Source organism: Paractinoplanes abujensis (assembly GCF_014204895.1).
Lineage (GTDB): Bacteria > Actinomycetota > Actinomycetes > Mycobacteriales > Micromonosporaceae > Actinoplanes > Actinoplanes abujensis.
In genome coordinates this window covers 2,255,039-2,279,738 of the sequence record NZ_JACHMF010000001.1, presented here as the reverse complement: position 1 = coordinate 2,279,738, position 24,700 = coordinate 2,255,039, and the positions used below count along the sequence as shown (strand labels likewise).

Below are 24,700 nucleotides of genomic sequence, written 5' to 3'. Positions count from 1 at the left end.
ATCTTCGGCAAAGCTGTCGGGCATGAACGACATCGAGACCGTCACCGTGGCCGTCGCCGGCTCCCAGATCGAGGCCGACCTGATCGTCGGGCTGCTGCAGAGCAACGGGCTGAAAGCGATCGCGCTGGCCGACGACGCGGGCGGGCTCGACCCCGCCCTGGCCGTCACCGACGGCGTGCCGGTGCTGGTCAACGCCACCGACGAGGCGCAGGCCCGGGCCGTGCTGGCCGAGGCCGAGAAGAACGCCTTGTAACAGGTAGGGTGTCGCCCGTGGAAGAGATCGACCGGGCGATCGTGGGCGCCCTCACCGCTGACGGCCGCCTGTCGTACACGGATCTGGCCGAGCGGGTCGGCCTGAGCGTCTCGGCCGTGCACCAGCGGGTGCGGCGGCTCGAGCAGCGCGGCGTGATCGCGGGTTACACGGCCAAGGTGTCGTACGAGGCCTTGGAACTGCCGTTGACGGCCTTCGTGGCGATCCGCCCGTTCGACCCGTCGCAGCCCGACGACGCGCCCGACCGGCTGGCCCACCTGTCCGAGATCGACTCGTGCTACTCCGTCGCCGGGGAGGACTTCTACATGCTCCTCGTCCGCGTCGGCAGCCCGGCCGACCTCGAGCGCCTGCTGCAGGAGATCCGCACCGCGGCCAACGTCACCACCCGCACGACGGTGGTGCTCTCCACCCCGTACGAGAATCGCCCCCCGCGCATCACAGCAGAGCTGTCCGAGCGCACTCCGTGATGTAGGGCAGCCGGAACTCGGTGCGCCCGACCAGGTCGGGGTGGGTCGCGATCAGCCGGCGCACCTCCATCAGCAGGGCCGCCCGCTCGTCCGGCTCCAGCAGGATGACGTAGCTGCGCGACGCGACCATGTCGATCAGCCGCTCCGGGCCCAGCGTCTCGGTCCACTCGAAGTGCGCGATCTCCACCGGCCCGAACGGCGGCCCCACGACGGTGTCGCGTTCGGACTCCTGGCTGCCGATGATCTCGCCCAGCCGCCGCACCCAGTCGGCCCGCTCGTCGCGCAGATTCCACAGCAGCCCGAGCCGCCCGCCCGGGGTCAGCACCCGCGCGATCTCCGGCGCCGCCTGCGCGGGGTCGACCCAGTGCCAGGCCTGCGCCAACAGCACCGCGTCGGCCGAGGAGTCCGGCAGCGGGATTTGCTCGGCGCGGCCCAGATGAGCCGGCACGCCGGGCACCGACCGCTTGAGCTGCTCGAGCATGCCCTCCGCGGGCTCGACGGCGGTGACCTCGAGGCCGCGGTCGCGGATCTGCCGGGTCAGCTTCCCGGTGCCCGCCCCGAGGTCGAGCACACGCGGCGTGCCCGCCGGCAGCAGCCAGTCGAGGGCCGCGGGCGGATAGGACGGCCGCCCCCGCTCGTAGATCTCGGCGGCGGGACCGAACGAGTTGGCGTGTGCGGCGCGGTCGTTCACATTCACGATCTTATCGATGCGGGACTTCGAGTGCCCAGCTCACGAAGCGCAGTCGCGGCGTGAACCCGGCCTTCTCGTAGACGTTGATCGCGCCGAAGGGGTTCTGCGAGTCCGCCTCCACCAGGGCCCTGTCGTATCCCTGGCCGGCCGCGGTCCGCAGGGCGTGCCCGATGAGGGCGGCCGCGACGCCTCGCCTGCGGTACGCCTCCTGGGTCGCGACGAACAGGAAGCGCGCGTCGCGGATGCCGGTGGCCGCCGTGTCCGCGTCCCACGACATCGTCACCAGCATGCCCGCGGGGGCTCCGGTGGCTTCGTCGCGCAGCAGGAAGCTGACCGTGGGCCGGAAACTCTGATTGGTGATCTTGCTGGTCCAGGACTCCGCGGTCATGGGGGCCCGGAGCCGGTCCGTTTTGAACGCCTCGTTGCGGATCAGGCGGAAGTCCTCGTCGTTGGCGGCCGACCACGGCTCGAGGCGCAGCCCGGTGGGGACCGGGGCGGCCGGGATCGCGTCGCCGAGCGCGTGTTCGAGATGCTGGTAGTAGCTGACCTGTGTGAAGCCGTGGGCGCGGACGAGTTCGGCCAGGCCGGCCATGCTCTCGGGCTTGTGGATGTCCACGGCGAGATGGAGCGCCGGGTGGTGCAGCGCGTGCAGTTCCCCGGCCGCGGCCACCCCGGCCTTGAGCAGCCGGGTGCCGAGGCCCTGGCGCCGGTAGGCGGGGGCCACGCCGCCGTCCATGGTGATCCGGTGGACCCCGTCGGGGGTCGCCTGGTATCGAGTCTTCATGAAGCCGGCCATCACGTCGCCGTCGAAGGCGGCCAGGCTGCCGCGCTCCAGATCCGTGTACGGGTCGACGAGCTCCTGGAGGGTGTCCCGCTCGTCGTAGAACTCACCCACCTGGTCGGCGGCCTCCATGGCGTTGAGCAGGTCGGCCGACGTCCTGGCGTCGCCGCGGGTGAGCGGGCGCCAGATGAGATCTTCACGCATCCGGCGGACGGTAGTTCCCCGGCGGGCGGCTGTCGCTCCCTTTTCGGCACCAGGGGACCAATCGAACCAGGATCCTAGGACGCTACAGAGGGTGTTTCGCGCACCGGGTCAGTGGGCATCTGAACGGCGAGCCACTTACCACGGAGGTTTTCAGCGATGAGCTTCACCGACAAGGTCAAGAACGAGGCCGAGGAACTGACCGGCAAGGCCAAGCAGGCCGTGGGACGGGCCACCGACAACGAGCGTCTGGTCGCCGAGGGGCAGGCGCAGGAGACCGCCGCGCACGCCAAGCAGGCCGGCGAGCACGTCAAGGACGCCGGCAAGGACGTGCGCGACGCCTTCAGCTGACCGGCGCCGCACCGAGCTTCCGAGCGCGAGCAGGACACGGCCATCGGCCGGCGCGAGGAATCCAAAGAAAAGACGAAGTGGCCGGCCTCCGCACATGGGGCCGGCCACTTCGCCGTGTCACGCCGTGGCGGCGGCTTCCTGCTTGCGCCACCAGTCCTGGCCGGTCTGGGGGAGGGTGTCGATCGGGTCGTAGTAGGCGTGCAGCTTGGACAACGCCTCGTCGTCGTTCTGCTCGATCGACGTGCGGTAGTTCTTGGTCCAGTACGAGATGCCGTGCTCGCGGTCGTACTCGGCGACCATGTGCACCCAGCGCTTGCCGACGAACGGCACGTCGCAGACGATCCGCGGGGTCGCGTACCCGGGCAGGTAGCCCATCATGTCGTGCTGCAGCTGCTGGGCGTGCCACACCGGGACCCGCCAGTGCTCGGCGTTGGGGATCATGTCGCACATGTAGAAGTAGTACGGCAGGATGCCGGCCTCACCCTGCAGCCCGAAGCACAGGTCGAGCAGGTCGGCCGTGGTCGCGTTGACGCCGCGCATGAGCACGCCCTGGTTGCGCACGTCGCGCACGCCCACTTCGAGCAGCGTCTGCGCGGCCTTGGCGACCAGCGGGGTCAGTGAGTTCACATGGTTGACGTGGGTGTGCACGGCCAGGTTGACCCCGCGCCGCTGGGCCGTGATGGCCACCCGGTGCAGACCCTCCACGACGTCGGGCTGCAGCCAGTGCTGGGGCAGGCCCATGAGCGCCTTGGTGGCCAGCCGGATGTCGCGCACCGTGGGCACCGAGAGCAGGCCCATCAGGTACGCCTCGAGCTGCTTCCACGGCACGTTGGCCACGTCGCCCCCGCTGACCACCACATCCCGTACGCCGGGGTGGGCCTTCAGGTAGGTCAGGTGCGCGTCGTAGCGGTCGACCGGCTTGAGCGACAGTTTCAGCTTGTCGACCGTGGGGGTGCTGTTGCCGACCAGGTCCATCCGGGTGCAGTGCCCGCAGTACTGGGGGCAGGTCGAGAGCAGCTCGGCCAGGACCTTGGTGGGGTAGCGGTGGGTGAGGCCCTCGGCGACCCACATGTCGTGCTCGTGGAGGGAGTCGCGGGTGGCGTGCGGGTGCGACGGCCAGTCGAGGTGGCGGTCGGTGGCCACCGGCAGCATGTAGCGCCGGATCGGGTCGGCGTAGAACGACTCCGTATCGGGGGTCCGGTCGGGCACCATCGTGTTGAGCATCTGCGGCGGGAGCAGCATCGACATCGTGGCCAGGCGCTGCTGGTCGGTCTCGAGGTCGGTGTAGAAGCTCTCGTCGAGCAGGTCGCCCATGGCGGCGCGCAGCTGCTTGACGTTCTTGACGCAGTTGACCCGCTGCCACTGGGCGGACTGCCACTGCGCCTCGGTCACGTCGCGCCACCCGGGGAAGCGGGTCCAGTCCGGTTCGACCAGGGTGCGGCGGCGGTACTCGTACGGCTGTCCGGCGGGCTGGGTCACGAAGCCTCCCTGATCGATCGTTCGGACCGGATCCACGCTACTGGAGGATTTCCGGTCTGGTAAACAGTGGGCCGAAGGATTTACGGTTTGGATACGCGCTGGGGTCCTTGATTTCTTGTTAGGGGTGGGGTTAATGGCGTCTTCTGCCGGACTTGACCGGGTGCTGGAGCCCGTCGGGGTGCTGCCTCAGGCGGCCTGGCGGCTGGACGCGAGCCCGGAGATCTCCGACGACGAGATCCGCGTACGGGTGGAGCGCCTCAACCTGGACGCCGCGAGCTACCGGCAGCTGGCCGAGAAGCACGGCGGGGACGGTGCCGCCATCCGCGCCGAGGTGCTCGAGATCGTGGCGGCGCGCGGCAAGATGCACAACCCGGTCACCGGCTCGGGCGGCATGCTGATCGGTGTCGTCGACGAGGTGGGCCCGCGCTCGCCGCTCGGTGTGAAGGAGGGCGACCGGGTGGCCACGCTGGTGTCGCTGACTCTGACCCCGCTCCGGATCACCGACGGGCTCGCGGGCTGGGACGGCTTGTCCGAGCAGGTCCCGGCCGAGGGCACCGCGATCCTGTTCGGCCGCTCGATCGTCGGCGTCCTCCCCGATGATCTCGCGCCCGAGTTGTCGCTGGCGGTGTACGACGTCTGCGGCGCACCCGCGCTCACCGACCGCGTTGTCCGCAGCTATCCGGACGCGCGCGTGGCCGTTCTCGGCGGCGCCGGCAAGAGCGGCTCTCTCGCCCTGGCCGCCGCACGCATGGCCGGCGCCCGCACCATCGGCATCGTCCGGAACGAGCAGGAGGCGGCGAGCCTTCGCGGCGCCGGGGTGGCCGACGAGGTGGCGATCGCCGACGCCCGCAACCCGGTGGAGGTCGCGGCCGCGGTCGGCGAGCCGGCCACGATCACGGTCGTCTGCGTGGACGTGCCCGGGTGTGAGCACGGCGCGATCCTGGCCACGGCCCCCGGCGGCACAGTGATCTTCTTCTCGATGGCGACCAGTTTCCCGGCCGCCGCCCTGGGCGCGGAGGGCCTGGCCGCCGACGTCACGATGCTGATCGGCAACGGTTTCGTGCCCGGGCACGCCGCGTTCGCTGTCGATCTTCTGCGACGCGTCCCGGCGGTCCGGTCGCTCTTCGAGGCGCGAATCGCGGGACACTGACGCCTATGACTGAGGTGCTCTACACCCACGGCCGCTTCTACTCCGCCGCCGACCCGCGGGCCACCGCCATGCTGGTGCGCGACGGACGGATCGCCTGGCTCGGCGACTCCGCGGACACCCCCGCCGCCGACCGGACCGTCGACCTCGGCAACGGTCTGGTCACCCCCGCTTTCGTCGACGCCCACGTGCACACCACCGACACCGGCCTCGCCCTCGACGGCCTCGATCTGGGATCCGCCCGCTCGAAGGCGGACTTGCTGGACGCCGTCGCGGCCTTCGCCGGCACCCGGGCCGCCGACGGCCTCGTGCACGGTCACGGCTGGGACGAGTCGACCTGGGCCGACCAGAGCGTGCCGAGCGCCGCCGAGCTGGACCGGGCCGCCGGGGGCCGCCGGGTCTACCTGTCGCAGGCCTCGGTGCACTCCGCCCTGGCGTCGCCGGCGCTGCTCGCGGCGGCCGGGCTGCCCACCGGTGAGAGCCTCGTCAAAGAGGCCGACCATCACGCCGTACGGGCTCTGGCGCTCAACGACCTGACCCCGGCGCAGCGGACCGCGGCGCAGCGGACCGCGCTGACCCGGATGGCGTCGCTGGGGATCGCGGCCGTGCACGAGTGCGGCGGCCCGGGCACCTCCAGCGAGGCCGACCTCACGTCGGTCCTCGCGCTGAGCGGGCAGGGGCTGCCGCAGGTGTTCGGCTACTGGGGTGAGCTCGGCGGCGCCCTCAAGGCCAAGGAGCTGGGCGCGGTCGGCGCGGCCGGCGACCTGTACGCGGACGGCGCGCTCGGCTCCCGCACGGCCAGCGTCCGGGAGCCCTTCCGCGACGGCCATCGGGGGTGCGGCGAGGCGTTCGTGAGCGCGGAGCAGGCCGCCGAGCACCTGCTCGACTGCGTCACCGTCGGTGTGCAGGGCGGGTTCCACGCGATCGGTGACGCCGCCATCGAGACCGTGCTCGAAGGGTTCGCGCTGGCCGCCAAGTCGGTCGGGGTCGACGCCGTCCGGGCCGGGCGGCACCGCGTGGAGCACGTCGAGCTGATCGACAAGGCGATGATCGCGCGGATGGTCGAGTTCGGGGTGCTGGGCTCGGTGCAGCCGGTGTTCGACGCGCTGTGGGGCGGCCCGGACCGGATGTACGCGCAACGCCTCGGCGTCGAGCGGGCGATGGCGTCGAACCCGATCGGCGCGATGCACGCGACCGGGGTGCAGCTGGCGTTCGGGTCGGACTCGCCGGTGACGGCGCTCGACCCGTGGGCGGTGGTGGTGGCGGCCGCGGCCCCGCGCAACCCGGTGTACCGGATGAGCGTGCGGGCGGCGTTCGCGGCCTCGACCCGCGGCGGGTGGAAAGCGGCGCTGGTCGACGATGCGGGCGTGCTCGCGCCGGGGCAGGCGGGCACGTTCGCGGTCTGGGACACCCCCGGTGGCGTACGGGAAGGGCTGCCGGCTCTGCTGCCCGGCGTCGACGGCGTGGTCCCGGACCGCCCGGTCTGCCGGCGCACGGTTCTGCAGGGCGAAACGATCTACGAGGCGTAGGCGAGGAGCGCAAGTGGCGGGGAAGCTTGATCTGGACCCGCGGGTGGTGCGCACGGCGCGCCGGCTCGCGGCCAAGGCGGGGCGGCCGGTGGTCGACCTGGCCCGCTCGCACACCACGGTGTCGGTGGAGCGGGCGGTGCTGCGGCTGGCCGGGGTGCGCGGGGCCGACCCCGACGGCATCCCCTGGGTGAACCGGCTGGTCGACGCCGTGCGGGCCGACGTCGGCCTGGGCCACGGCGTGGCGGTCCCGGTGTTCCACGCGATGCGGAGCACCGGGGTCGACGACATCACCGTGCTCGCGCAGAAGGCCGCCGCGGGCGCCGTCCGGTTCGACCTGCCCGGTGGCGCCGAAGCCGCCGCGGCTCGCCGCTCCGCCAAGAAACACACCGGGGCCGGGCTCAAGATCGTGGATCGGCGGCGGGCCGAACGCGAGCGGCTGATCAAACGGCACGGCGACCCCCGGCAGCGCCCGTGGATCTACCTGATCGTGGCCACCGGCGACATCTACGAGGACATTCCGCAGGCGCAGGCGGCCGCGCGGGCCGGCGCCGACGTGATCGCGGTGATCCGTTCGACCGGGCAGTCGCTGCTCGACTACGTGCCCGAGGGCGCCACCCGCGAGGGCTTCGCGGGCACGTACGCGACGCAGGAGAACTTCCGGCTGATGCGGGCCGCGCTGGACGAGACGTCCAAGGAGCTGGGACGGTACGTGCGGCTGACCAACTATGCGTCCGGGTTGTGCATGCCCGAGATCGCCGCGCTGGCCGGCCTGGAACGGCTCGACATGATGCTCAACGACAGCATGTACGGCATCCTGTTCCGCGACATCAACCCCATCCGTACGTTCGTCGACCAGCGCTTCTCCCGCCAGGTCCACGCCCGCGCGGGCATCATCATCAACACCGGCGAGGACAACTACCTGACCACCGCGGACGCGGTCGAGGCGGCCCACACGGTGACGGTGTCGCAGCTGCTCAACGAGTACTTCGCGCACGAGGCCGGCCTGCAGGACTGGCAGCTCGGCCTGGGCCACGCCTTCGAGATCAACCCCGACCTGCCGGAGTCGTTCCGGCTCGAGCTGGCGCACGCGCTGCTGGCCCGCGAGCTGTTCCCGGACGCGCCGCTCAAGTGGATGCCGCCGACCAAGCACATGACCGGCGACGTGTTCCGCGGCAACCTGCTCGACGGGTTCTTCAACCTGGCCGGGGCGCTCACCGGCCAGGGCATCCTGCTGGTCGGCATGATGACCGAGGCCGTCGTCACGCCGTGGCTCAGCGACCGCGACATCGCCCTGCAGAACGTCCGGTACGTGCTGACCGGCGCCGGGAAGCTGCACGAGGACTTCGTCCCGGCTCGGGGCGGCTTCATCCAGAGCCGGGCCCACGAGGTGCTGGGCGAGGCGGTCGACCTGCTCGAGAGGATCGTCGGCGAGTCGCTGCTCGACGCGATCGCCGACGGCACGTTCGGGATCATGAAGCGGCCCGCCGACCGGGGCAAGGGCCTCGACGGCGTGGCGAAACACGACGAGGACTACTACAACCCGGTGACGGAGGCCCTCGAGGCATGAGCATCGTTCGCCCGTACGGGGACACCACCGGCGACGGCATGGTGCAGCTGTCCTTCACCCTGCCCCTGCCGCACGACAAACGCGCCGAGGGCGCCGCGATCCAGCTGGCCAACAAGATGGGCATGGACCCGGCCCTGCTCGTGCACGCCAAGCCGATGGGCGACCTCACGTTCTTCGTCGTCTACGGCCGGGTCAACCACCTCGTCGACACCGAGAAGGTGCAGGTCGTCGAGCGCGACTTCCCGCTGCTGAGCGCCAAGGAGGTCAACGCCGTCATCAAACGCACCCTGCGGCGGCGGCTCAACGTGGTGGGCGCCTGCATCGGCACCGACGCGCACACCGTCGGCATCGACGCCATCCTCAACCTCAAGGGCATCGCCGGGGAGAAGGGCCTGGAGTACTACAGCGAGCTGTCCGTGACCAACATGGGTGCCCAGGTCTCCGTGCCGGACCTGGTCGAGACCGCCCGCGAACGCAAGGCCGACGCCGTGCTGGTCTCGCAGGTCGTCACCCAGCGCGACGCGCACCTGCAGAACACCCGGGCCATGTCGGCCGCGTTCCGCGAGGCCCTGCCGGCCGGGAAGCGTCCGCTTCTGATCGTCGGCGGGCCCCGCTTCGACGAGCTGATGGCGGCCGACCTGGGCGTCGACCGGATCTTCACGCGCGGGACGACCCCGCGCGAAGTCGCCTCTTATCTTGTCCACGCACTGGCCCGGAGCCGCTCATGATCACCGTGACCCATCGCAGGTACGTCCCCTATTCGCACGCGCACTATGCGGGCAACCTGGTCGACGGGGCCTATTCGCTCGCGCTGTTCGGCGACGTGGCCACCGAGGTGTGCATCCAGCTCGACGGCGACGAAGGGCTGTTCGCGTCGTACGACGACGTGCAGTTCAAGGCGCCCGTGCAGGCCGGCGACGTGCTCGAGGTGGTGGCCACGGTCGTGCACATGGGCACCCGCTCCCGCCGGATCGAGTTCCAGTCGCGGGTGGTGTGCCGGGGGACGGGCTCGTCGGCGGCGTCCGTTCTCGACGAGCCGATCGTCGCGGTGACCGCCACGGGCACGGTCGTCGTCCCCGCCCGGCCGTGACGACCGCGGTGTGCGTGGACGTCGGGTCCACGTACACGAAAGCGGCTCTGATCGACCTGGGCGCCGGGGAACTGGTGCGCCGGGCCGAGGTGCCGACCACGGCGGGCAGCGACGTGCTGACCGGTCTGGATCAGGCGGTGGCGCAGGTCGGCGGGGGCGACGAGCTGTACGTGTGCTCGTCGGCCGGTGGCGGGCTGCGGCTGGCCGTCGTCGGGTACGAGTCGCTGGTCACCGCGGAGGCCGGGCACCGGGTCGGGCTGTCCGCGGGAGCCCGGGTCGTGCACGTGGCCACCGGGCCGCTGGACGGCCGTGGCGTCACCGCGCTGCGCGAGTCGCGTCCGGACGTGATCCTGCTCGTCGGCGGCACCGACGGCGGCGACGGCGAGGTGCTGCTGCACAACGCGCACCGGCTCGCCACCTCCCGGCTGCGGGTGCCGGTCGTGGTGGCGGGCAACGCCGACGTGCGGGAGGAGGCGGCGGCCCGGCTGACCGAACGCCGCGTGCCGGTGACCGTCACGGGCAACGTGCTGCCCCGCATCGGCGTGCTCGACCCCGGACCGGCACGGACCGCGATCCGGGAGGTGTTCCTGCGGCACGTGATCGGCGGCAAGAGGCTGTCGAAAGGCCCCCGGTTCGCCTCGCTGGTGCGCGCGGCCACCCCGGACGCCGTGCTGGCCGCGGTCGAGCTCCTGGCCGATCGGACGGGCGCCGGCGTGCTCGTCGTGGACGTGGGCGGCGCCACCACCGACGTCTACTCGGCGCTGGTGCCCGACGCGGAGGCGGAGTCCGGGCCGCGGCGCGACGTCGCGGGCACCCTGTGGCGGTCGCGGACCGTGGAGGGTGATCTCGGCGTCGCTGTCGGCGCCGACGGCACGCGCGCCGCCGCGGCCGCCGAGAAATTGGCACTTCCGGAAATCGGACAGCCGCCGGGTGACGTTGCGTTAGCCGCGGCGGCGGCCACGGTGGCGCTGCGTCGGCACGCCCGCGGTCACGCGTCCGCTCCTGGTCAGCCCCGCACGGGCGGCCGCGACCTGCGCGACGTGCGGCTCGTGGTGGGCTCGGGCGGGGTGCTGCGGCACGGCGGCGGCGCGTATGTGCTGGACGCGGTGCTGTCGGATCATGCCGGCGGCTGGGCCGGGCCCGCGCGGGCCCGTACGGTGATCGACTCGCGGTACGTCCTGGCCGCCGCGGGCATGTTGTCCATTGATCATCGTGACGCCGCCACGGCCCTGGTGAACAGCCTGTAGCCCGAACGGGTACCCGGCATGACACGCCGACGAACGCGACACGCCCGGACGAGGGGGTGGCAGTTGACAGGACCGCGGGGGACGGACGTACCGTCGTCCCATCCTGAGCACGGCGAGCGACTCTGTTCGCTCCGTTCTCCCGCCCACTGGCCCGCAGTCCTCGCAGGGGTCGCGCGTTCAGCCAGGTCCAGGGGGTGGGGGTCGGCGGGGCGGCGCGGACCGGTCGCGCCCGCGGTGAGCCCGAGGATCGAACGACGCCAGTAGACAACGGCGTGACCCGCGCAGCCGGCGCGGAGCACTCCGGTCCGAAGGCGCTCGCGACATCCGTACGGTCCACCGGCCGTGCCCGGGAGACGTGGAAGCAAACGAGAGGCGCGGTCCGCGAGGGCCGCGCCTCTCCTGCTCCCGGAATCGTTCTGCTTTCGATGCGGGCCCGCGCCAAGACTGTCCGTTGGTGAGCGGGGCCCGGCAGGTAGCCTTCCGCGAGTGGAAACGACGTTGCAGCCTCCCGTCTCGCCGCAGGTCACGGCGGCGTGTCCGGACCACCGGCCGCTGCCGCTGAAGGTGGCCCTGCCGCTGGCCGTGCTGGCCGGGCTGGCGCTGCTCGTCGCCCTCCCGCCGTACGGGCTGTGGTGGCTCGCCCCGGCCGGGGTGGCGCTGTTCGCCGCGGCCGTGCACCGCCGCCGCCTGCGGGCCGGGTTCTGGCTCGGCGCCCTGGCCGGGCTGGTGCTGTTCGTGCCGCTGCTGGTGTGGACCAGCTTCGCCGCCGGGTGGCTGCCCTGGATGCTGCTGTCGTTCGCCCAAGCGACGTTCATGGGGCTGATGGGGCTGGCCTTCGCCTGGACGTCGCCGCTGATCGACCGGTGGCGCTGGACGTGGCCGCTCGTGGCCGGGCTGCTCTGGGTCGCGATGGAGGCCGGCCGCGACCGGGCCCCGTTCGGCGGGTTCCCGTGGGGGCGGCTCGCGTTCAGCCAGGACGACGCGCCCGCGCTGCGCCTGGCCGCGTACGGGGGCGCCCCGCTCGTCACGTTCGCGGTGGCCGCCGCCGGTGGCGCCCTGGTCGCGCTGGCCTGGCGCGCGTGGCGGCCCGTGCCCCGCGTCCGGCGCCCGCTCGGCCCGGTGCTGGGCTTCGCGCTCGTGGCGGCCGCGCTGATCGCCGGTCCGCTGCTGGCGCCGATCGCGCAGCCGGGCGGCGAGACGGCCACGGTCGCGATCGTCCAGGGCAACGTGCCGCGCCTCGGGCTCGACTTCAACGCCCAGCGCCGGGCCGTGCTCGACAACCACGTCGCCGGCACCGAGCGGCTGGCCGCCGAGGTCGCCGCGGGCCGGCAGAAACAGCCCGACCTCGTCGTCTGGCCCGAGAACTCCAGCGACATCGACCCGCTGCGCAACACCGACGCGGCCTCGGTCATCTCCCGCGCGGCCGACCTGATCAAGGCGCCGATCCTGGTCGGCACCGTGCTGCGCACCGACAAACCGGGCGACATCGAGAACGCCGGCATCCTGTGGAACCCCGTCACCGGCCCCGACGTCGCCCAGAAATACGTCAAGCAGCACCCGGTGCCGTTCGCCGAGTACATGCCGCTGCGCCCGGTCGCCCGGCTCGTCACCGACAAGGTCGACCTGGTGCGCAACATGCTGGCCGGCGACCACCCCGGCATCCTGCGCACCGACCGGCTCGCCGTCGGCGACGTGATCTGCTTCGAGGTGGCGTACGACGACATCGTCCGCGACACTGTGAAGTCAGGGGCACAGGTGTTCGCGGTGCAGACCAACAACGCGACCTTCAACGAGGCCGAAGCCCGTCAGCAGCTGGCCATGGTGCGGTTGCGGGCGGTCGAGCACGGCCGGGAAGCCCTGATGGCGTCCACCGTCGGGGTCTCCGGATTCGCCGGCACGGACGGCCGGGTGCACGACGCGAGCGGCTTCAACGTCGCCGCGGTGATGGTGCGTGACATGCGCCTCGGCGGTACGACTACGCTGGCGACTCGTTTGGGCCATTGGCCCGAGGTGGCGATGGTCGCATCGGCGGTCGCCGCCATGGCCGGTGCGCTACCGCTGCGTCGCCGCCGGCGCACCACACAGCAGGTCGGCCCGCAGGCCGGCGACGACGGGACGACGGAGGCACGGTGAGCGAGGCGGAAGGCTACCCGGGGGTGGGACGGGTCCTGGTGGTGATCCCGACCTACAACGAGGCGGACAACATCCGCCTGATCACCGAGCGGGTCCGCCGCGCGGTGCCCGAGGTCGACATCCTCGTGGCCGACGACAACTCGCCCGACGGCACCGGCCGGATCGCCGACGAGCTGTCCGAGGCCGACGACCACATCTTCGTCCTGCACCGTGCGGGCAAGGAGGGGCTCGGGGCGGCCTACAAGGCCGGTTTCGCCTGGGCCAAGAACAAGGGCTACGACGCCGTCGTCGAGATGGACGCCGACGGCTCGCACGCCCCCGAGGAACTGCCCAAGCTGCTCGACGCGCTGGGCGACACCGACGCGGTGCTGGGCACCCGCTACATCCCCGGCGGCAGCGTGCACAACTGGCCGGTGCACCGGCTGCTGCTCTCCCGCGGCGGCAACATCTACATCCGGATGGCCCTGCGGATGCCGTTCAGGGACGCCACCGGCGGCTACCGGGCCTACCGGATGCCCGTCCTCGACGAGATCAACTTCGAGACGGTGGCCTCGACCGGCTATTCGTTCCAGGTCGAGCTGGCCTGGCGGGCCTACCAGGCGGGCTTCCGGATCGCCGAGGTGCCGATCACGTTCACCGAGCGCGAACACGGCGTCAGCAAGATGAGCGGCAACATCTTCAAGGAACAGCTGCTCAGAGTCACCTTGTGGGGTGTGCAGGCCCGGCGTGAGGCGGTCCGCAAGCGCTTCGGCAAGCGGGCCGCGGAGGGTTCCACCTGGCCGTGATCCCGTCAAGCCGTGTCATGCTGGGGAAGGTCAACCTGACACGGAGGGACCACATGCGTCGTCGAGGGCTCGCCCTGCTACCCCTGGCACTACCGCTGCTGGCGTTCGCCGAGATCGTCGCCTTCATCTCGGTGGCCCACGCCATCGGGTTCGGCTGGGCGATCCTGCTCGGCGGCACGGCCAGCATCGCCGGCATGGTGCTGCTGCGCCGCGAGGGCATCAAGGGGTGGCGCCGCTTTCAGGCCGCCGCCGCCGAAGGCCGGCCGCCCGGCAAGCAGGTCTCCCACTCCCTGGTCGGCCTGCTGGGCGCGCTGCTGCTGGCCGTGCCGGGCTTCGTGACCGCCGTCGCCGGGCTGCTGCTGGTGCTGCCCCCGGGCCGCCAGCTGGCCCGCCGGCAGGTCGAGCGTTACACCGAGCGCCGCGTGGGCGGAGCTGTGGCCGGCGACCTGTTCGGCGCCCGCCACGTGCGCGTCGACACGGGCGAACCGGTCGTCGTGATCGACGAGGAGCCGTCCGTCTCGCGGCCGGCCCAGCGCACCCCGGCCGCCGCCATCGAGGGCGAGGTCGTCGAGGGCGAAGTCATCCGCTGACCCACCCGCCGCTCGGCACTGCGCCCGCCCCACGCCGCCGGCTCACCCCACGCCGCCCGCCGCCGCGTCGCCGGCCCCGCCCTGCGCCGCCGCTCCGCCCGCTCGGGAGTGCGTGCTCCGTGGACATGCGAAAAGGCCGCCCCCGTCGCTGGGGGCGGCCTTTCTCGTTGTGGTGGCCGGACCGGGTCAGCGGCCCCGGCGGGTCCGGACCTCTTGGAGCCGCTCGTTGAGGATGTCCTCCAGCTCCGAGATCGATCGCCGCTCGAGGAGCATGTCCCAGTGCGTACGCGGCGGCTTGGCCTTCTTCTGCTCCGGCTCGCTGCCGTCGACCAGTCGGGCGACGCTGCCGTCGAACTTGCACTCCCAGGTGGTGGGCACCTCGGCGTCGACGGCGAACGGCACCTCGAACTGGTGACCCTTCACGCACAGGTACTCTCGGGTCTGCCGGGGCGCCAGCTCGGTGTTGCGGTCGGACTCGTAGCTGACTGCGCCAAGACGGCTGCCGCGCAGCATGCGTTCGCCCATGGTGGCTTCCCCTCGCTCGTGGTGCTGCTCTCGTTGGTGTAACGAAAGGGGCGGCCGTGGGATTCCTACGGTCGCCGAGACTCTGTCCAGCCGTTGTGACGGCGTTGTTAACGCTACGAGCGTAACCGCCCGCAGCCCTTACCCGGCACCGCGCACCCCCGTCGAAGTGGACCTTGGTCCACTTTACGGGGTTATGCGAGTTCTCCAGCTGATGCGATCTCGGTCACTCGGTCGAGTAAGCACCCATTTCGCCGGCCTGTTCGGCTCCGTGCCGAGTGTTGTTCGTCCACCGGACGCCGAAGTTGAGGACAATCACGCGCCCTCGAGTGTCATGCGCCGGTGTGCTCGGTGCGCCAGCCCCCGGGCGGGACGGGTTCCGGCCCGCCCGGCGCGGGCGCACGGTGATCACCGCGCAGCTTGTCGGCCTTGGCCACGGCGCGGGCGGCCATGGCGCGGAAACCGTCGAGCCGGGCCTGGTTCCCCCGTACGGCGTCGGCCTGCCCGGCGGCGAGCACGACGCTCAACGTCCGCGTGAACGCGACCTGGTCCTTGCACCCCACGTCGGCCCGCGCGACGCGCCGTTCGTCCGCTGACGGCCGTGTTGAGCCGCTCCAGCGGGCGTCGGTCGCGGCGTCGGCCGGACGGGCGTACGGGAAACCGGTCCTGGTCATGCACGAGCTCCAGCGGGCCGTCACCTCGCTCGCGCGAGGATCGGCGAACGCCTGTTCGAGAGTGCGGTCGTAGAGCTGCCGGAGCCAGGCGAACTCGGCCGGCACCCAGCCCAGCGTTTTCGCCGCCTCGCTGGCGCATCCGTTCAGATGGCGCCGCACCTGCGGGCTCGGCGGGGGCGGCGGGGCGGCGTCCCCGTGGTAGCCGAAGCTCGCGGCCAGGCCCTCGTCGGCCAGGCCGAACCGGTTGGCGCGGTCGCCCAGCAGGTCGAACTCGTTGCGGCCGTCACCCTGCCACGGCTGGCCGGCGCGACGCATGCAGGCGACGGTGAGGCGGTCGAGCACGACGTCCAGATCGTTGGCCGCGGCCGGCTGCAACAGGTAACCGTCGAGCGGGAAGGTGGCCGCGGCGGCCGCGAGCGGCGGGGGAGCGGTGACCGCGGGCGCGGGCGGCCGGGCCGGCGTGCAGCCGGCGGCCAGCCCGGCGACCAGCGCTGCCAGCAAGGTGAGACGCACCCGTTCCTCCTCGGATCCGCGGCCGGGCTGCTGCCGAGCAATGTACCGGCGCGCGGACGCCGGGGAATCCCACCGAAGGGTGATGTGGACGGTCGCCCGTCAGGGTGAATCCGTGGTCCTCGGCTCCGGCGCCTGCTCGCTTCTCGGGGCGGGCGCCGGCCGGGTCGTGCCCAGGCTGGCCAGGGCCGAGGCGAGGTCACTGACCTGCGACGACAGTTGCGCGGCGCGGGTCTGGGCGGCCTCGGCCTCCGCCTGCGCGGCGGCCAGCCGGCGTTCCAGGTCGGCCCGGTCACGGTGGGCGCGTTCCAGCTCTTCCCGCGTACGCAGCAGGCCGTCGCGTTCGGACACCGCCGCCGCCAGGTCGCGGGTGGCCCGGTCCGCCTCGGTCCGGGCCGCGTCACGCTGTTCGGCCAGCTCAGCCTGCTTGCTGCGGGCCTCCTCCAGGCTCCTGCGGGCCTCGTCGCGGCTCTGCTGGGCTTGTTCGCGGGCCGCGTCCCGTTCGCTGCGCAGCTCCTCGTTGCGGGCCGCCACCGCCTCCGCGTCCCGCAGCGCCGACGCCAGCTCACGTTCCGTCGATTCCCGATCCCGCCGTACGTCGAGGATTTCCGCCCGCGCCGTCGCGAGCTCGTCGCGGGCGGTGTCCCGGTCGGCCTCGGCCCGCTCCTTGAGGGCCGCCGCAGCGGTCGCCGCGCGCTGCGCCTCATCCCGTACGGCCTGCGCCTCCTCCGCCCGCGCGGCGGCCTGCTGGGCGGCCCGCTCGGCCTCCTCGGCCCGGTGCAGGGCCTCCTCCCGCTCCGCGTCGGCCGCGTCAGCCAGCTGCTGGGCCGTAGCCGCCTCCGCCGCCGACCGCTCCGCGTCACGACGGGCATCATCACGTTCGGTGTGCGCCGCCGCGATCCGCCCCGACGTCTCCGCCCGGATCTCGGCCACCTGCCGCTCCACCCCGGTCGGCGACAACTCGGAGTGCAAGGCCTCGGTCAGCGACCCGACCAGCTGATCGAGCCGGTCCACCACCTCCCACGTACGGGCCACCTGCCCCGCCAGCCCCGGCGACGACCGATGCCGCATCCGCACATTCCGCGAGGCGCGCTGACATTCCCCGTCGTTGTCCCGGCAGTACCGAAAGGGCCGCCCCGCAGAGTTCCGCTGCGGAACCGGTCGTCCACAGTGCGCACAGGGCCTGGTCTCGGTGGTGACGTCGTTCTCGCTCATCGCAACGAACCCTAGGCGCGCACCCACGGTTTTCCCCGCCACGACACGATCCCTTCCATGCCGCCGCTTCCGCCGAGCCGTTCGGCGCCAGCCCCGCCGCGCCGGCTGAGGCGACCCCTCCGTCCGAGCCGTTTCGGGACATCGCCGCATACCCGCCACCTGCAGCCCGCACCGTATGCCGTCGCTTCTCCAGCGCCACCCCGCGCGGCCCGCCTGTTCCGGCCGTTGCGGAGCGCGTCAGTGCGTCCTGGGGTCCCCTTCCCCAGCGCCACCCCGCGCGGGCCGCCCTGTTCCGGCCGTTGCGGAGCGCGTCAGTGCGTCCTGGGATTCCCTTCCCCAGCGCCCGAGTCCCCCTGTGCCCCGGCCATCGCAGCGTAATTCGCTGCGTTCCATGAGAGCTCAGGCTGAGCGCCGCTCTCCGCCGAACCACGCCCGTCGTGTCGATCGGACTGTTGCCCCGTTTGCTGCTCGGTGGCTCCCGCCTGCCCATCGCAGGGCGTGGTCGGCAGGCCCATGCTGCTGGTTCCCTCCGCCGGCCTGCGCCGCTATCCAACCAACCTAGAATCCTAGGATGCCTTAGCGGCGGTGCGGCAGCTCCCGGGACGAGGAAAGGTCAAAACAAAAGGAATCAACGGCCCCACATTGGAAAAGCGGATGTGGCGTCGCTGTTGAGGGCCGGGAACCGGATGCGGCGTCGCCCCCGAAGACCGGAGATCGGATGCGGCCTCGCCCTCGAAGCCCTGGGATCGGCGAGGGTGGCTGCGTGCGGGTTCAGCGGGATTCTGTGGCCAGGCGTACTCCGAAGCCGACGATGACCAGGCCGGTGATGCGGTCGAGCAGGCGGCGGGCTCGGGGGCGGCGCAGCAGGGCGCGCATGCGGCGGGCCGTGCTGACCAGCACGGCGGACCAGGCGAGGCCGAGCACGACGTGGATGGCGGCGAAGAGGGTTCCGTACAGGAGGGGAGTTGCGCCGGCGGGGATGAACTGGGGGAGCAAGGCCACGTAGAAGGCGCCCATCTTGGGGTTGAGCAAATTGGTCAGCAGTCCGCGCCGCCACGCCGGCAGGAAGCCGGTGCGGGCGCCGGTAGCCGGACCTTCGGCCGTCGCGGCCGGACCGTCGATCGCGACGGGGGCGGCCGGGCCGCCGGTGGTCGGGGCGAGGGTGGCCGGGGGTTCGGTGGGGTGGCGCCACGTGGACCGGACCATGCGGGCGCCGATCCAGAGCAGATAAGCGACGCCTGTCCAGCGGACCGCCTCGTAGGCGATGTGGGAGGCGGTGAGCAGGGCGGTGATGCCGGCTGAGGCGAGGATGCCCCAGATCAGGGTGCCGGTCTGGATGCCGAGGACCACGCCCCAGGCGCTGCGGGCTGACTGGATCGTGGCGGTGCGCAGGATCAGGGCGGTGTCCAGGCCGGGGGTCAGGGTGAGCAGACCCACGACCAGGATAAAGGACCACAGCGTGGCTGGTGTCGTCATGGGCGTAGCTTAGGTTTGGGCCTGACCGGGGGGTGCGGCGGTTTCCCGCGGCGTGGGACTCGGTCAGCCGGCCAGGTAGGACTTGATCGCGGGGGCCAGGGCGGCGGCCTTGATGATGTGGGTCTGGCCGGGGATCGTGCGGTATTCGCCCTTGGGCAGGGCCTCGCTGAGGGCGCGGGCGGCGTTGCGCATGTATTGCGGGCTTTTGCCGCCGTCCATGACCAGGGCGGGCGCGGTGACCGAGGACCATCTCGTGGCGTCGAGGGGCACGCCGCGGCTGGTGTTGCCGAGGATGTGCAGGTCGTACGGGAGGGTGTGGGTCAGGCCCTTGAGTTTTCCCCAGTGGGGCGTGAGCTTCATGATCGCTACGACGGGGGCGGGCACGCCGACGTCGCGGAAGAAGGTCTTGAGGGCGGCGGACTCGTCGCCGCGGGCCAGCATGGCTTCGATGTCGCTGGTGAACGTGGCCGGGCGCGGGTCGCGGGTGTGGTCGACGATGAACGGCGGCTCGTAGAGGGCGAGGCGGGTGAAGCCGGGCAGGCGGTTGGCGGCGTCGGCCGCCAGCACCGCGCCCGAGGAGGCGCCGAACAGGAGGGCTTCGCCGCCGGCGGCCTCGAGCAGGGCGGCCAGGTCGTCGATCTCGCGGTCGGCCGACCACGGCGGGGTGTTGCCGCTCTCGCCGCGGTGACGCCGGTCGTACAGGTGGACGGTGAACGTGTCGGACAGGTGGCCGGCGAGGTCGCGGGCGGGGCCGAACCCGCGGTGGCACAGGCTGCCGTCGACCAGGACGAGGGCCGGGCCGCGGCCGGTGGTCTCGTAGGCGATGGTGGTGCCGTCGGCGGAGGTCACGGTGGGCATCGAAGGGCTCCTCAGCGGGCGTGCAGTGAGTGCAGGAAGGTTTCCCAGCGGCCGGGGTCGGCGTCGGCGGGCGGGAAGATGACGTGGGCGGCGACCATGGTGCCGTGGAAGCCTCGGATGTAGCGGAACAGACCTTCGGGCGTACGCAATCCGAGGGTGTGGGGGTTGACGTGGAAGACCACGCCGCCGTCGCGGGTGGTGTCGCCCGGTGCCGGGGAGGAGCCGAGGCCGAGTGCGTCGTGCAGGGTGTCCCACGCGGCGGGCCAGTCGGTGATCGGCGGGCCGAAGGCGGTGACCGGGGCGCCGGTGCGGCCGGTGAAGTGGGTCAGGCAGGCGATCAGCGTGGCGTGGAACAGCGCGAGGCCGTGGCCCATCGCCTCGAACTCGTCGGCCCAGTCGTCGCCGGGCAGGAAACCGCTGGTGGTGGCGCGCAGCACGGTGGCTGAGCGGTCGCGGCCCTCGATCAGGAACTCGAAGGCTTGGAAGCGGCCGTCGGAGGCGGTCTCGGTGCGGTGGGCGAAGTGGCCGGGGTGGTCGTCGGCGGTGACCGTGGACTCGGGGAACGGGGTCCCGCCGAAGGCCGTGCGCACGGTGGAGCCGGTGACGTCGGTGCGGCCGATGTACCAGGAGGAGACGCCGGCGCCGGTGGTGATGGCGTCCCAGACCTGGTCGGGGCCGGCCGGGACGGTGGCCTCGATGCCCACTTCGTAGTCCTTGCCCATGCTCAGTGCCCTTCGGTGGGGGAAGCGGCGGAGTCGAGGGCGGGGTGGACCGCTACGACCAGGCGGTGTTTGCGGCCCGTTTCGCTGTGGTAGCGGGCGACCAGGTCGCTGACCGCGGCGGTGAGGTCCTCGGCGAAGGCGGCGCGGTCGGCGGGGGAGGCGAAGCGGATCTCGCCGTCGAGGGCGAACGTGGCGACCCGCTGCTGGGCGCGGGCGCCGCCGGTGATCAGGGATCCGACCTCGCGCACGAGGCGGGCGGCCAGGGCGAGCAGCCAGCGGGCGGAGAGCCGGTCGGGGGCGCGGTCGGGGTCGGGGGCCACCGCGGCCATGGCGTTGGGTGAGATGACGTACGACGCGGCGGTGGCCTGCATCATCCGCTCGGTGACGTTGCCCTTGCGGCGTTCCTCGACCAGCTCGACCAGGCCGTGCTGCTCGAGGGCGCGCAGGTGGTAGTTGACCTTCTGCCGGGGCAGGCCGACCTTGCCGGCGAGCATGGTGGCCGAGCCGGGGCGGGCCAGCTCGGCGAGCAGGCGGCTGCGGATCGGGTCGAGTAAGATCTCGGCCGCGGCGGGGTCTTCGATGACGGCGACTTCCTCCATGGGCACACCCTCCCACCGAAAAGAAAAGTTGTCCAGAGCGGGATCATGGTCGGCGTGGGGCGTGGGGCGTGGGGCGTGGGGCGTGGGGCGTGGGGCGTGGGGCGTGGGGCGTGGGGCGTGGGGCGTGGGGCGTGGGGCGTGGGGCGTGGGGCGTGGGGCGTGGGGCGTGGGGCGTGGGGGTGGAGGCGTGGGTCTGGGTTCCCGGGAGCCGTCGCGGGACGAACACATCACCACCGCGATCCCGCAGCCCCGCGATCAGATCGCTCACCGACTGCCCAAGGCCGTCACGGCGGCCGGGCACCCGCGTTCACCTGACCGTTTACAAGCGGCGTAGCGGGGTCGGACGTGGCTTCGACCCGGCGCAAGCACTGGCGCGGCCTGGCCACCCGCTACGACAAGCTCGGCGTCCATTTCCCAGCCACCTCGACCTCGTCGGATGCTCGACTGGCTCCGCGCCGTACCCGACGGCCTTGGTCAACGAGACGGAGCTCAGGGGGACTGGCCGGCGGCGGCTGTCACTGCGCGGCACATCGCAGGGTTGCCCAGGAGGGGGACGCTGTCGGTGAGCTGGTCGATGGAGCCGGTGAGGGGGCGGGCGCGCAGGCCGGGGTCGGTGATGGCGGTGCGGAGGGCTTCGGCGAAGCGGGCGGCGCCGATCACCGGGTAGCCGCGGTCGAAGAACTCGCGGCGGTTCGGGGGTAGTTCGGCGGCCAGGCCGAGCTCGTTCTGGGTCTCGGCCAGGATCTCGAGCGTCGTGCACAGTGCGTCGGATCGGTCGTGAGCGGTGCCGGCGCGCAGGGCGCTGGTCAGGTGCCAGGTGGCCGGGCCGGCGGGCAGGGCGGCGAGCAGCCACTTCGGGTAGAGCGGCCAGTGGCGGGTCAGCAGCAGCTGCAGGCGGGCGGTCTCACGGACGAGGCGGGCCGTGAGCACCTGGGCGCCGTGTTCGTCGCCGGCTTCGGCGGCGCGCGGCGGGAACGACTCCTCCTCGGCTATGCGCTGCCACTGACTGGCCAGCACGTAACGCCAGACGTCGGCGGGATACCAGCGCAGGCTTTCGCGTACGCGGGAAAGGGTTTGATCGGGGTCGTGGAAGACGGCGCCGCCGGTGAGCTCGGCCAGGCGTTGCCATGGGGTGCACAGCCAGTCCGTCGTCGTGAGGCCGCCGGCCGGGTCGAAGCCGAGCATGCGGCGGCACCAGCCGGGGAACGGGCTGATGGTGATGTAGTGGTCGACCGGCCCGTCGGTGTCGGCCATCGAGCGCACCCGGGCGCCGGGCGGCTCGAAGTGGGTCGGCCAGCCGCGGAACCGTTTGGGCAGCCGTTCGCTGAGCATGGTGTGCAGCGGGCCGATGTCGGTGTCGGCGAAGAGCTCGAGGCGTGGACCCCAGTCGTGGTCGGTGGATCGGGGCGTGTCGAGGCCGAGCACGTCGGAGCCGGGGCCGAGGCGCGCGGCCGCGTGCGGGAGGTCGCCGAGCAGGGGGCGGACGGCCTCGGTGTAGAAGAGGCGGGACAGTTCGAGGCCGGGCCGGAATGCGGTCATGCGCGAGAAGGTAGCGGTCCGCACCGACAGTTCCCGGCCGATATCGTCGGGCTGTGGAAAACCTGCTCCGTCCCGAGTGGACAGCTGAAGAACTTGTCCACAGCACGGCGAACGAGGTGACGGGAGGTGTCTGGCGGGTCCATCGTGACGGCGGCTCGGCGATCCTGAAGGTGGCGACGCCGAGGCGGGAGGGCGCCGCCGCGCATCTGGCGGCCAGTGCCGATCCGGGTCACTTCAACTATTGGCGGCGCGAGCCCGAGGCGTATGCGTCGGGGCTTGTCGCCACGGGTCTGCCCGGCCTGCCCGGGCCCGTGTCGTACGAGCAGGTCGAGCGGGCCGACGGGTCGGTGGCGATGTGGCTGGAGGACGTGGCCGGTGCGGCCGGCACGACGGCGGGTGTGGCCGACCTCGGTGAGGTGGCGTTCCGGCTGGGTGGCGCGCAGGCGCAGTGGCTGGGGCGGCCGCCGGCCGAGCCGTGGCTGGCCCGTGACTGGCTGCGGGACTACACGATGGCCAACGCGTTCCACACCGACCTGGACTGGGAGCATCCGGTGGTGGCGGCGGTGTGGGAGCCGGCGCTGCGCGACAGCTTGCGCCGGTTGTGGGAGCGGCGGGCGGAGATTCTCGCGGCTGCCGACACCCTTCCCCGTACGCTGTGCCACCACGACGTCTGGCCGATGAACCTGGTGTTCGCGGCGAACGGACCGGTGCTGCTCGACTGGGCGTACTGCGGGCCGGGGGCTGTCGGTGAGGATCCGGCCAACCTGGCGCTGGACACGTTCTTCGACGGGCTGATCCCGATCGGGCTGCTGGACGACGTGCTCGCGGAGGTGGCTGAGCAGTATCGCCGTGGCCTGGACGGTGCGGTCGACGACGACACCGTCCGCCGGGCCGTCATGACCTGCGGCGCGGCCAAGTACTTCTGGCTGGCCCCGCGGATGGTGACGGCGGCGGCGCAGGGGTCGAGCCGGAGGGCCGGCTACGACCAGCGCGGTCTGGAGGACATGCTGGCCGGCCGGGCCCCGGTGTTGCGTGTCGTGGCCCGCTGGGCCGACACCGTCCTGTGAACGGCGCCGGCGCAGCGATCGGTCAGGCGGCGGCCACGGTTTCCGGCCGGGGTGCCGGCGTGCGGGCGACCAGGGCGCCGAAGGCCAGGCCGAGCACGGTCCAGAGCACCACCTGTGTGCCCAGCGAAGTCAGCCGGAACGACCACAGCAGATCCGGTGGGAACGTGGACGGGACCTCGTTGATGTTCGGCAGCAGGGCGTAGCCGATCACGACGACCACCACGAACCCGAGCACCGCGGCCGCACCCCGGCGCCACTCGGTGGGCTGGGTGCGCTGGGCCACGACCGCCGCCCACACGGCGACCAGGCCGATCACGACGATCGCGAGGTAGCTGATCGTGCGCTGGTTGATCGTGCCGGGGTCGCCCACGGCGGGTGGGTTGGGCGGATATTTCACGTACGGGATTCCGACGATGCCCAGCAGCGCGGCGCCGGCCAGGCTCCACGCGGCCCGCACATCGCTCGGCGTGCGCAAGCGACGGCGCAGCAAGGTGTATCCGGTGGCGAAAATGCCGCCCAGGGCGATGCCGTAGAGGCCGGTGGCCAGGAACAGGCCGCCCTTCTGGCCGTCGCGCGAGACCAGGGGCTCCTCCTGCGCCGCCGACGACTCCGCGGGCAGTGCCGCCTGCGAGGCTGCCTCTTCGACGGCGATCGCCGCGTCCACCTTGGGCTCGCCGAAGGTGAACGCGAACAGGCCTGCCAGCAGACCGGCGACGAGACCTGCGAGCAGGCCCCGCAGCAGCAGAGCGCCGTACGTCGGCGCGGAGGGACCCGTGCTCAGTGGCACGGAACGCCGAGCAGGTGGCGGCCGTCGTGCATCAGCTCGTGCAGATACATGCCGCTGCGCGAGACGGCGCCCTGGTCGAAGGCGACCAGGTAGGTGACGAGCAGCATGAGCGCGACGACGGCGAGGGCCGTCCAGAGCAGCCGCGCCGAAACGGCGGGCGTGCTCAGGGAACCGGCGGTGGTGGCCTTGGGCATGGTGCGGAACCTCCTTGCGGGATGACGCGTCCCGTCCGACAGGCTGCGACGCGTGAGCGTCCTGACTCACGGGCACCGAGGCCCGTTCACAGTGGCGCGACCGCACCGGAATCTCACCGGTTTCCCTCACGACGCCGCAGATGGTTCCCACAACCTAGCTGTGTGGTCCCTGGACGCACAACCGGAGTTGTCGCACCCGGCCGATACC

The 24,700-nt window shown here is 72.2% G+C and carries 26 protein-coding genes and 1 riboswitch; of the genes, 13 read left to right on the top strand and 13 right to left on the bottom strand.

Going from position 1 to position 24,700, the window contains the following annotated elements; all coding sequences use genetic code 11:
- The first annotated feature begins 22 nt into the window (after positions 1-22).
- Together BKA14_RS10020 and BKA14_RS10015 are read left to right on the top strand one after the other, a co-directional pair.
- On the top strand, positions 23-253 hold the full coding sequence (locus BKA14_RS10020) for a putative signal transducing protein (protein WP_184950634.1): 231 nt from the start codon (positions 23-25) through the stop codon (positions 251-253).
- A 17-nt stretch (positions 254-270) separates the two neighbouring features.
- A complete protein-coding gene (locus tag BKA14_RS10015) occupies positions 271-738 on the top strand; it encodes an Lrp/AsnC family transcriptional regulator (protein ID WP_184950633.1) in 468 nt (155 codons plus the stop codon).
- Here the strand turns inward: BKA14_RS10015 and BKA14_RS10010 are convergent.
- Both BKA14_RS10010 and BKA14_RS10005 read right to left on the bottom strand, forming a co-directional pair.
- Positions 707-1,429 (bottom strand): class I SAM-dependent methyltransferase, encoded by a 723-nt coding sequence (locus tag BKA14_RS10010; RefSeq protein WP_239092369.1) that lies wholly within the window; start codon positions 1,427-1,429, stop codon positions 707-709. The genes BKA14_RS10015 and BKA14_RS10010 overlap by 32 nt on opposite strands.
- Before the next feature lie 10 nt (positions 1,430-1,439).
- Entirely contained in the window at positions 1,440-2,414 is a 975-nt protein-coding gene (locus tag BKA14_RS10005) for a GNAT family N-acetyltransferase (protein WP_184950631.1), read from the bottom strand.
- A gap of 156 nt (positions 2,415-2,570) precedes the next feature.
- Between BKA14_RS10005 and BKA14_RS10000 the strand changes: the two genes are divergently transcribed.
- The gene (locus BKA14_RS10000) at positions 2,571-2,762 is read left to right on the top strand and encodes a CsbD family protein (protein WP_184950630.1); all 192 of its coding nucleotides are present in this window, start codon (positions 2,571-2,573) and stop codon (positions 2,760-2,762) included.
- A gap of 117 nt (positions 2,763-2,879) precedes the next feature.
- Here BKA14_RS10000 and BKA14_RS09995 read toward each other — a convergent pair whose 3' ends face one another.
- Complete coding sequence (locus BKA14_RS09995) at positions 2,880-4,241, bottom strand: KamA family radical SAM protein (RefSeq protein WP_184950629.1); 1,362 nt, start codon at positions 4,239-4,241, stop codon at positions 2,880-2,882.
- Positions 4,242-4,374: 133 nt separating this feature from the next.
- On the opposite strand from BKA14_RS09995, the gene kdd reads away from it, so the two are divergent.
- The 9 genes from kdd (at position 4,375) to BKA14_RS09950 (ending at position 14,329) form a co-directional block, all read left to right on the top strand.
- A complete protein-coding gene (gene kdd / locus BKA14_RS09990; protein ID WP_184950628.1) occupies positions 4,375-5,391 on the top strand; it encodes an L-erythro-3,5-diaminohexanoate dehydrogenase in 1,017 nt (338 codons plus the stop codon).
- A gap of 5 nt (positions 5,392-5,396) precedes the next feature.
- Positions 5,397-6,917, top strand: coding sequence for an amidohydrolase (locus tag BKA14_RS09985; protein WP_184950627.1), 1,521 nt, complete (start codon positions 5,397-5,399; stop codon positions 6,915-6,917).
- Between the two features lie 13 nt (positions 6,918-6,930).
- The gene (gene kamD / locus BKA14_RS09980; RefSeq protein WP_184950626.1) at positions 6,931-8,484 is read left to right on the top strand and encodes a lysine 5,6-aminomutase subunit alpha; all 1,554 of its coding nucleotides are present in this window, start codon (positions 6,931-6,933) and stop codon (positions 8,482-8,484) included.
- Positions 8,481-9,212, top strand: coding sequence for a lysine 5,6-aminomutase subunit beta (kamE, locus tag BKA14_RS09975; protein WP_184950625.1), 732 nt, complete (start codon positions 8,481-8,483; stop codon positions 9,210-9,212). The genes kamD and kamE overlap by 4 nt, the downstream gene beginning before the upstream one ends.
- Positions 9,209-9,574 (top strand): 3-aminobutyryl-CoA ammonia lyase, encoded by a 366-nt coding sequence (kal, locus tag BKA14_RS09970; RefSeq protein ID WP_184950624.1) that lies wholly within the window; start codon positions 9,209-9,211, stop codon positions 9,572-9,574. The genes kamE and kal overlap by 4 nt, the downstream gene beginning before the upstream one ends.
- Positions 9,571-10,821, top strand: a complete 1,251-nt coding sequence (locus tag BKA14_RS09965) for a glutamate mutase L (protein WP_184950623.1) — start codon at positions 9,571-9,573, stop codon at positions 10,819-10,821. The genes kal and BKA14_RS09965 overlap by 4 nt, the downstream gene beginning before the upstream one ends.
- 486 nt (positions 10,822-11,307) lie before the next feature.
- The gene (gene lnt, locus BKA14_RS09960) at positions 11,308-12,954 is read left to right on the top strand and encodes an apolipoprotein N-acyltransferase (RefSeq protein ID WP_184950622.1); all 1,647 of its coding nucleotides are present in this window, start codon (positions 11,308-11,310) and stop codon (positions 12,952-12,954) included.
- Positions 12,951-13,739: a polyprenol monophosphomannose synthase gene (locus BKA14_RS09955; protein ID WP_184950621.1), complete on the top strand. Its 789-nt coding sequence runs from the start codon at positions 12,951-12,953 to the stop codon at positions 13,737-13,739. The genes lnt and BKA14_RS09955 overlap by 4 nt, the downstream gene beginning before the upstream one ends.
- A gap of 53 nt (positions 13,740-13,792) precedes the next feature.
- Positions 13,793-14,329, top strand: a complete 537-nt coding sequence (locus tag BKA14_RS09950; RefSeq protein WP_184950620.1) for an FxsA family protein — start codon at positions 13,793-13,795, stop codon at positions 14,327-14,329.
- A gap of 186 nt (positions 14,330-14,515) precedes the next feature.
- Here BKA14_RS09950 and BKA14_RS09945 read toward each other — a convergent pair whose 3' ends face one another.
- The 8 genes from BKA14_RS09945 to BKA14_RS09910 all read right to left on the bottom strand — a co-directional run bounded on the left by BKA14_RS09945 (position 14,516) and on the right by BKA14_RS09910 (position 22,444).
- Positions 14,516-14,854: an RNA polymerase-binding protein RbpA gene (locus BKA14_RS09945; RefSeq protein WP_020517072.1), complete on the bottom strand. Its 339-nt coding sequence runs from the start codon at positions 14,852-14,854 to the stop codon at positions 14,516-14,518.
- A gap of 329 nt (positions 14,855-15,183) precedes the next feature.
- Positions 15,184-16,038 (bottom strand): hypothetical protein, encoded by an 855-nt coding sequence (locus BKA14_RS09940; protein WP_184950619.1) that lies wholly within the window; start codon positions 16,036-16,038, stop codon positions 15,184-15,186.
- 99 nt (positions 16,039-16,137) lie between these two features.
- Entirely contained in the window at positions 16,138-17,106 is a 969-nt protein-coding gene (locus tag BKA14_RS09935) for a coiled-coil domain-containing protein (RefSeq protein ID WP_438861879.1), read from the bottom strand.
- 915 nt (positions 17,107-18,021) lie between these two features.
- Positions 18,022-18,726 carry a LysE family translocator gene (locus tag BKA14_RS09930; RefSeq protein ID WP_184950617.1) on the bottom strand — a complete coding sequence of 235 codons (705 nt, stop codon included), beginning with the start codon at positions 18,724-18,726 and terminating at the stop codon, positions 18,022-18,024.
- 63 nt (positions 18,727-18,789) lie between these two features.
- Positions 18,790-19,584, bottom strand: coding sequence for an alpha/beta fold hydrolase (locus tag BKA14_RS09925; protein WP_184950616.1), 795 nt, complete (start codon positions 19,582-19,584; stop codon positions 18,790-18,792).
- 11 nt (positions 19,585-19,595) lie between these two features.
- Entirely contained in the window at positions 19,596-20,306 is a 711-nt protein-coding gene (locus tag BKA14_RS09920) for an SRPBCC family protein (protein ID WP_184950615.1), read from the bottom strand.
- 2 nt (positions 20,307-20,308) lie between these two features.
- Positions 20,309-20,905: an ArsR/SmtB family transcription factor gene (locus tag BKA14_RS09915; RefSeq protein ID WP_184950614.1), complete on the bottom strand. Its 597-nt coding sequence runs from the start codon at positions 20,903-20,905 to the stop codon at positions 20,309-20,311.
- Positions 20,906-21,394: 489 nt separating this feature from the next.
- Positions 21,395-22,444, bottom strand: a complete 1,050-nt coding sequence (locus tag BKA14_RS09910; protein ID WP_184950613.1) for a DUF4037 domain-containing protein — start codon at positions 22,442-22,444, stop codon at positions 21,395-21,397.
- Positions 22,445-22,497: 53 nt separating this feature from the next.
- Between BKA14_RS09910 and BKA14_RS09905 the strand changes: the two genes are divergently transcribed.
- Entirely contained in the window at positions 22,498-23,511 is a 1,014-nt protein-coding gene (locus BKA14_RS09905) for a phosphotransferase (RefSeq protein WP_239092370.1), read from the top strand.
- Between the two features lie 22 nt (positions 23,512-23,533).
- Here the strand turns inward: BKA14_RS09905 and BKA14_RS09900 are convergent, their stop codons facing one another.
- Both BKA14_RS09900 and BKA14_RS09895 read right to left on the bottom strand, forming a co-directional pair.
- A complete protein-coding gene (locus tag BKA14_RS09900) occupies positions 23,534-24,298 on the bottom strand; it encodes a CbtA family protein (protein WP_184950612.1) in 765 nt (254 codons plus the stop codon).
- Complete coding sequence (locus tag BKA14_RS09895; protein ID WP_184950611.1) at positions 24,289-24,492, bottom strand: CbtB domain-containing protein; 204 nt, start codon at positions 24,490-24,492, stop codon at positions 24,289-24,291. The genes BKA14_RS09900 and BKA14_RS09895 overlap by 10 nt, the downstream gene beginning before the upstream one ends.
- Positions 24,493-24,498: 6 nt before the next feature.
- A riboswitch (adenosylcobalamin (AdoCbl) riboswitch) is annotated at positions 24,499-24,645 on the bottom strand.
- Positions 24,646-24,700 lie beyond the last annotated feature (55 nt).

Excerpts from the sequence above, each read along its gene's own strand:
- BKA14_RS10005 (WP_184950631.1), bottom strand. The coding sequence starts at position 2,414 with ATGCGTGAAGATCTCATCTGGCGCCCGCTCACCCGCGGCGACGCCAGG.
- BKA14_RS09925 (WP_184950616.1), bottom strand. The coding sequence starts at position 19,584 with ATGCCCACCGTGACCTCCGCCGACGGCACCACCATCGCCTACGAGACC.
- kamE (WP_184950625.1), top strand. The coding sequence starts at position 8,481 with ATGAGCATCGTTCGCCCGTACGGGGACACCACCGGCGACGGCATGGTG.
- BKA14_RS09920 (WP_184950615.1), bottom strand. The coding sequence starts at position 20,306 with ATGGGCAAGGACTACGAAGTGGGCATCGAGGCCACCGTCCCGGCCGGC.
- BKA14_RS10000 (WP_184950630.1), top strand. The coding sequence starts at position 2,571 with ATGAGCTTCACCGACAAGGTCAAGAACGAGGCCGAGGAACTGACCGGC.
- BKA14_RS09915 (WP_184950614.1), bottom strand. The coding sequence starts at position 20,905 with ATGGAGGAAGTCGCCGTCATCGAAGACCCCGCCGCGGCCGAGATCTTA.
- kdd (WP_184950628.1), top strand. The coding sequence starts at position 4,375 with ATGGCGTCTTCTGCCGGACTTGACCGGGTGCTGGAGCCCGTCGGGGTG.
- BKA14_RS09985 (WP_184950627.1), top strand. The coding sequence starts at position 5,397 with ATGACTGAGGTGCTCTACACCCACGGCCGCTTCTACTCCGCCGCCGAC.
- BKA14_RS09910 (WP_184950613.1), bottom strand. The coding sequence starts at position 22,444 with ATGACCGCATTCCGGCCCGGCCTCGAACTGTCCCGCCTCTTCTACACC.
- BKA14_RS09945 (WP_020517072.1), bottom strand. The coding sequence starts at position 14,854 with ATGGGCGAACGCATGCTGCGCGGCAGCCGTCTTGGCGCAGTCAGCTAC.
- BKA14_RS09930 (WP_184950617.1), bottom strand. The coding sequence starts at position 18,726 with ATGACGACACCAGCCACGCTGTGGTCCTTTATCCTGGTCGTGGGTCTG.
- kal (WP_184950624.1), top strand. The coding sequence starts at position 9,209 with ATGATCACCGTGACCCATCGCAGGTACGTCCCCTATTCGCACGCGCAC.
- BKA14_RS09935 (WP_438861879.1), bottom strand. The coding sequence starts at position 17,106 with ATGCGGCATCGGTCGTCGCCGGGGCTGGCGGGGCAGGTGGCCCGTACG.
- BKA14_RS10020 (WP_184950634.1), top strand. The coding sequence starts at position 23 with ATGAACGACATCGAGACCGTCACCGTGGCCGTCGCCGGCTCCCAGATC.
- BKA14_RS09950 (WP_184950620.1), top strand. The coding sequence starts at position 13,793 with ATGCGTCGTCGAGGGCTCGCCCTGCTACCCCTGGCACTACCGCTGCTG.
- BKA14_RS09895 (WP_184950611.1), bottom strand. The coding sequence starts at position 24,492 with ATGCCCAAGGCCACCACCGCCGGTTCCCTGAGCACGCCCGCCGTTTCG.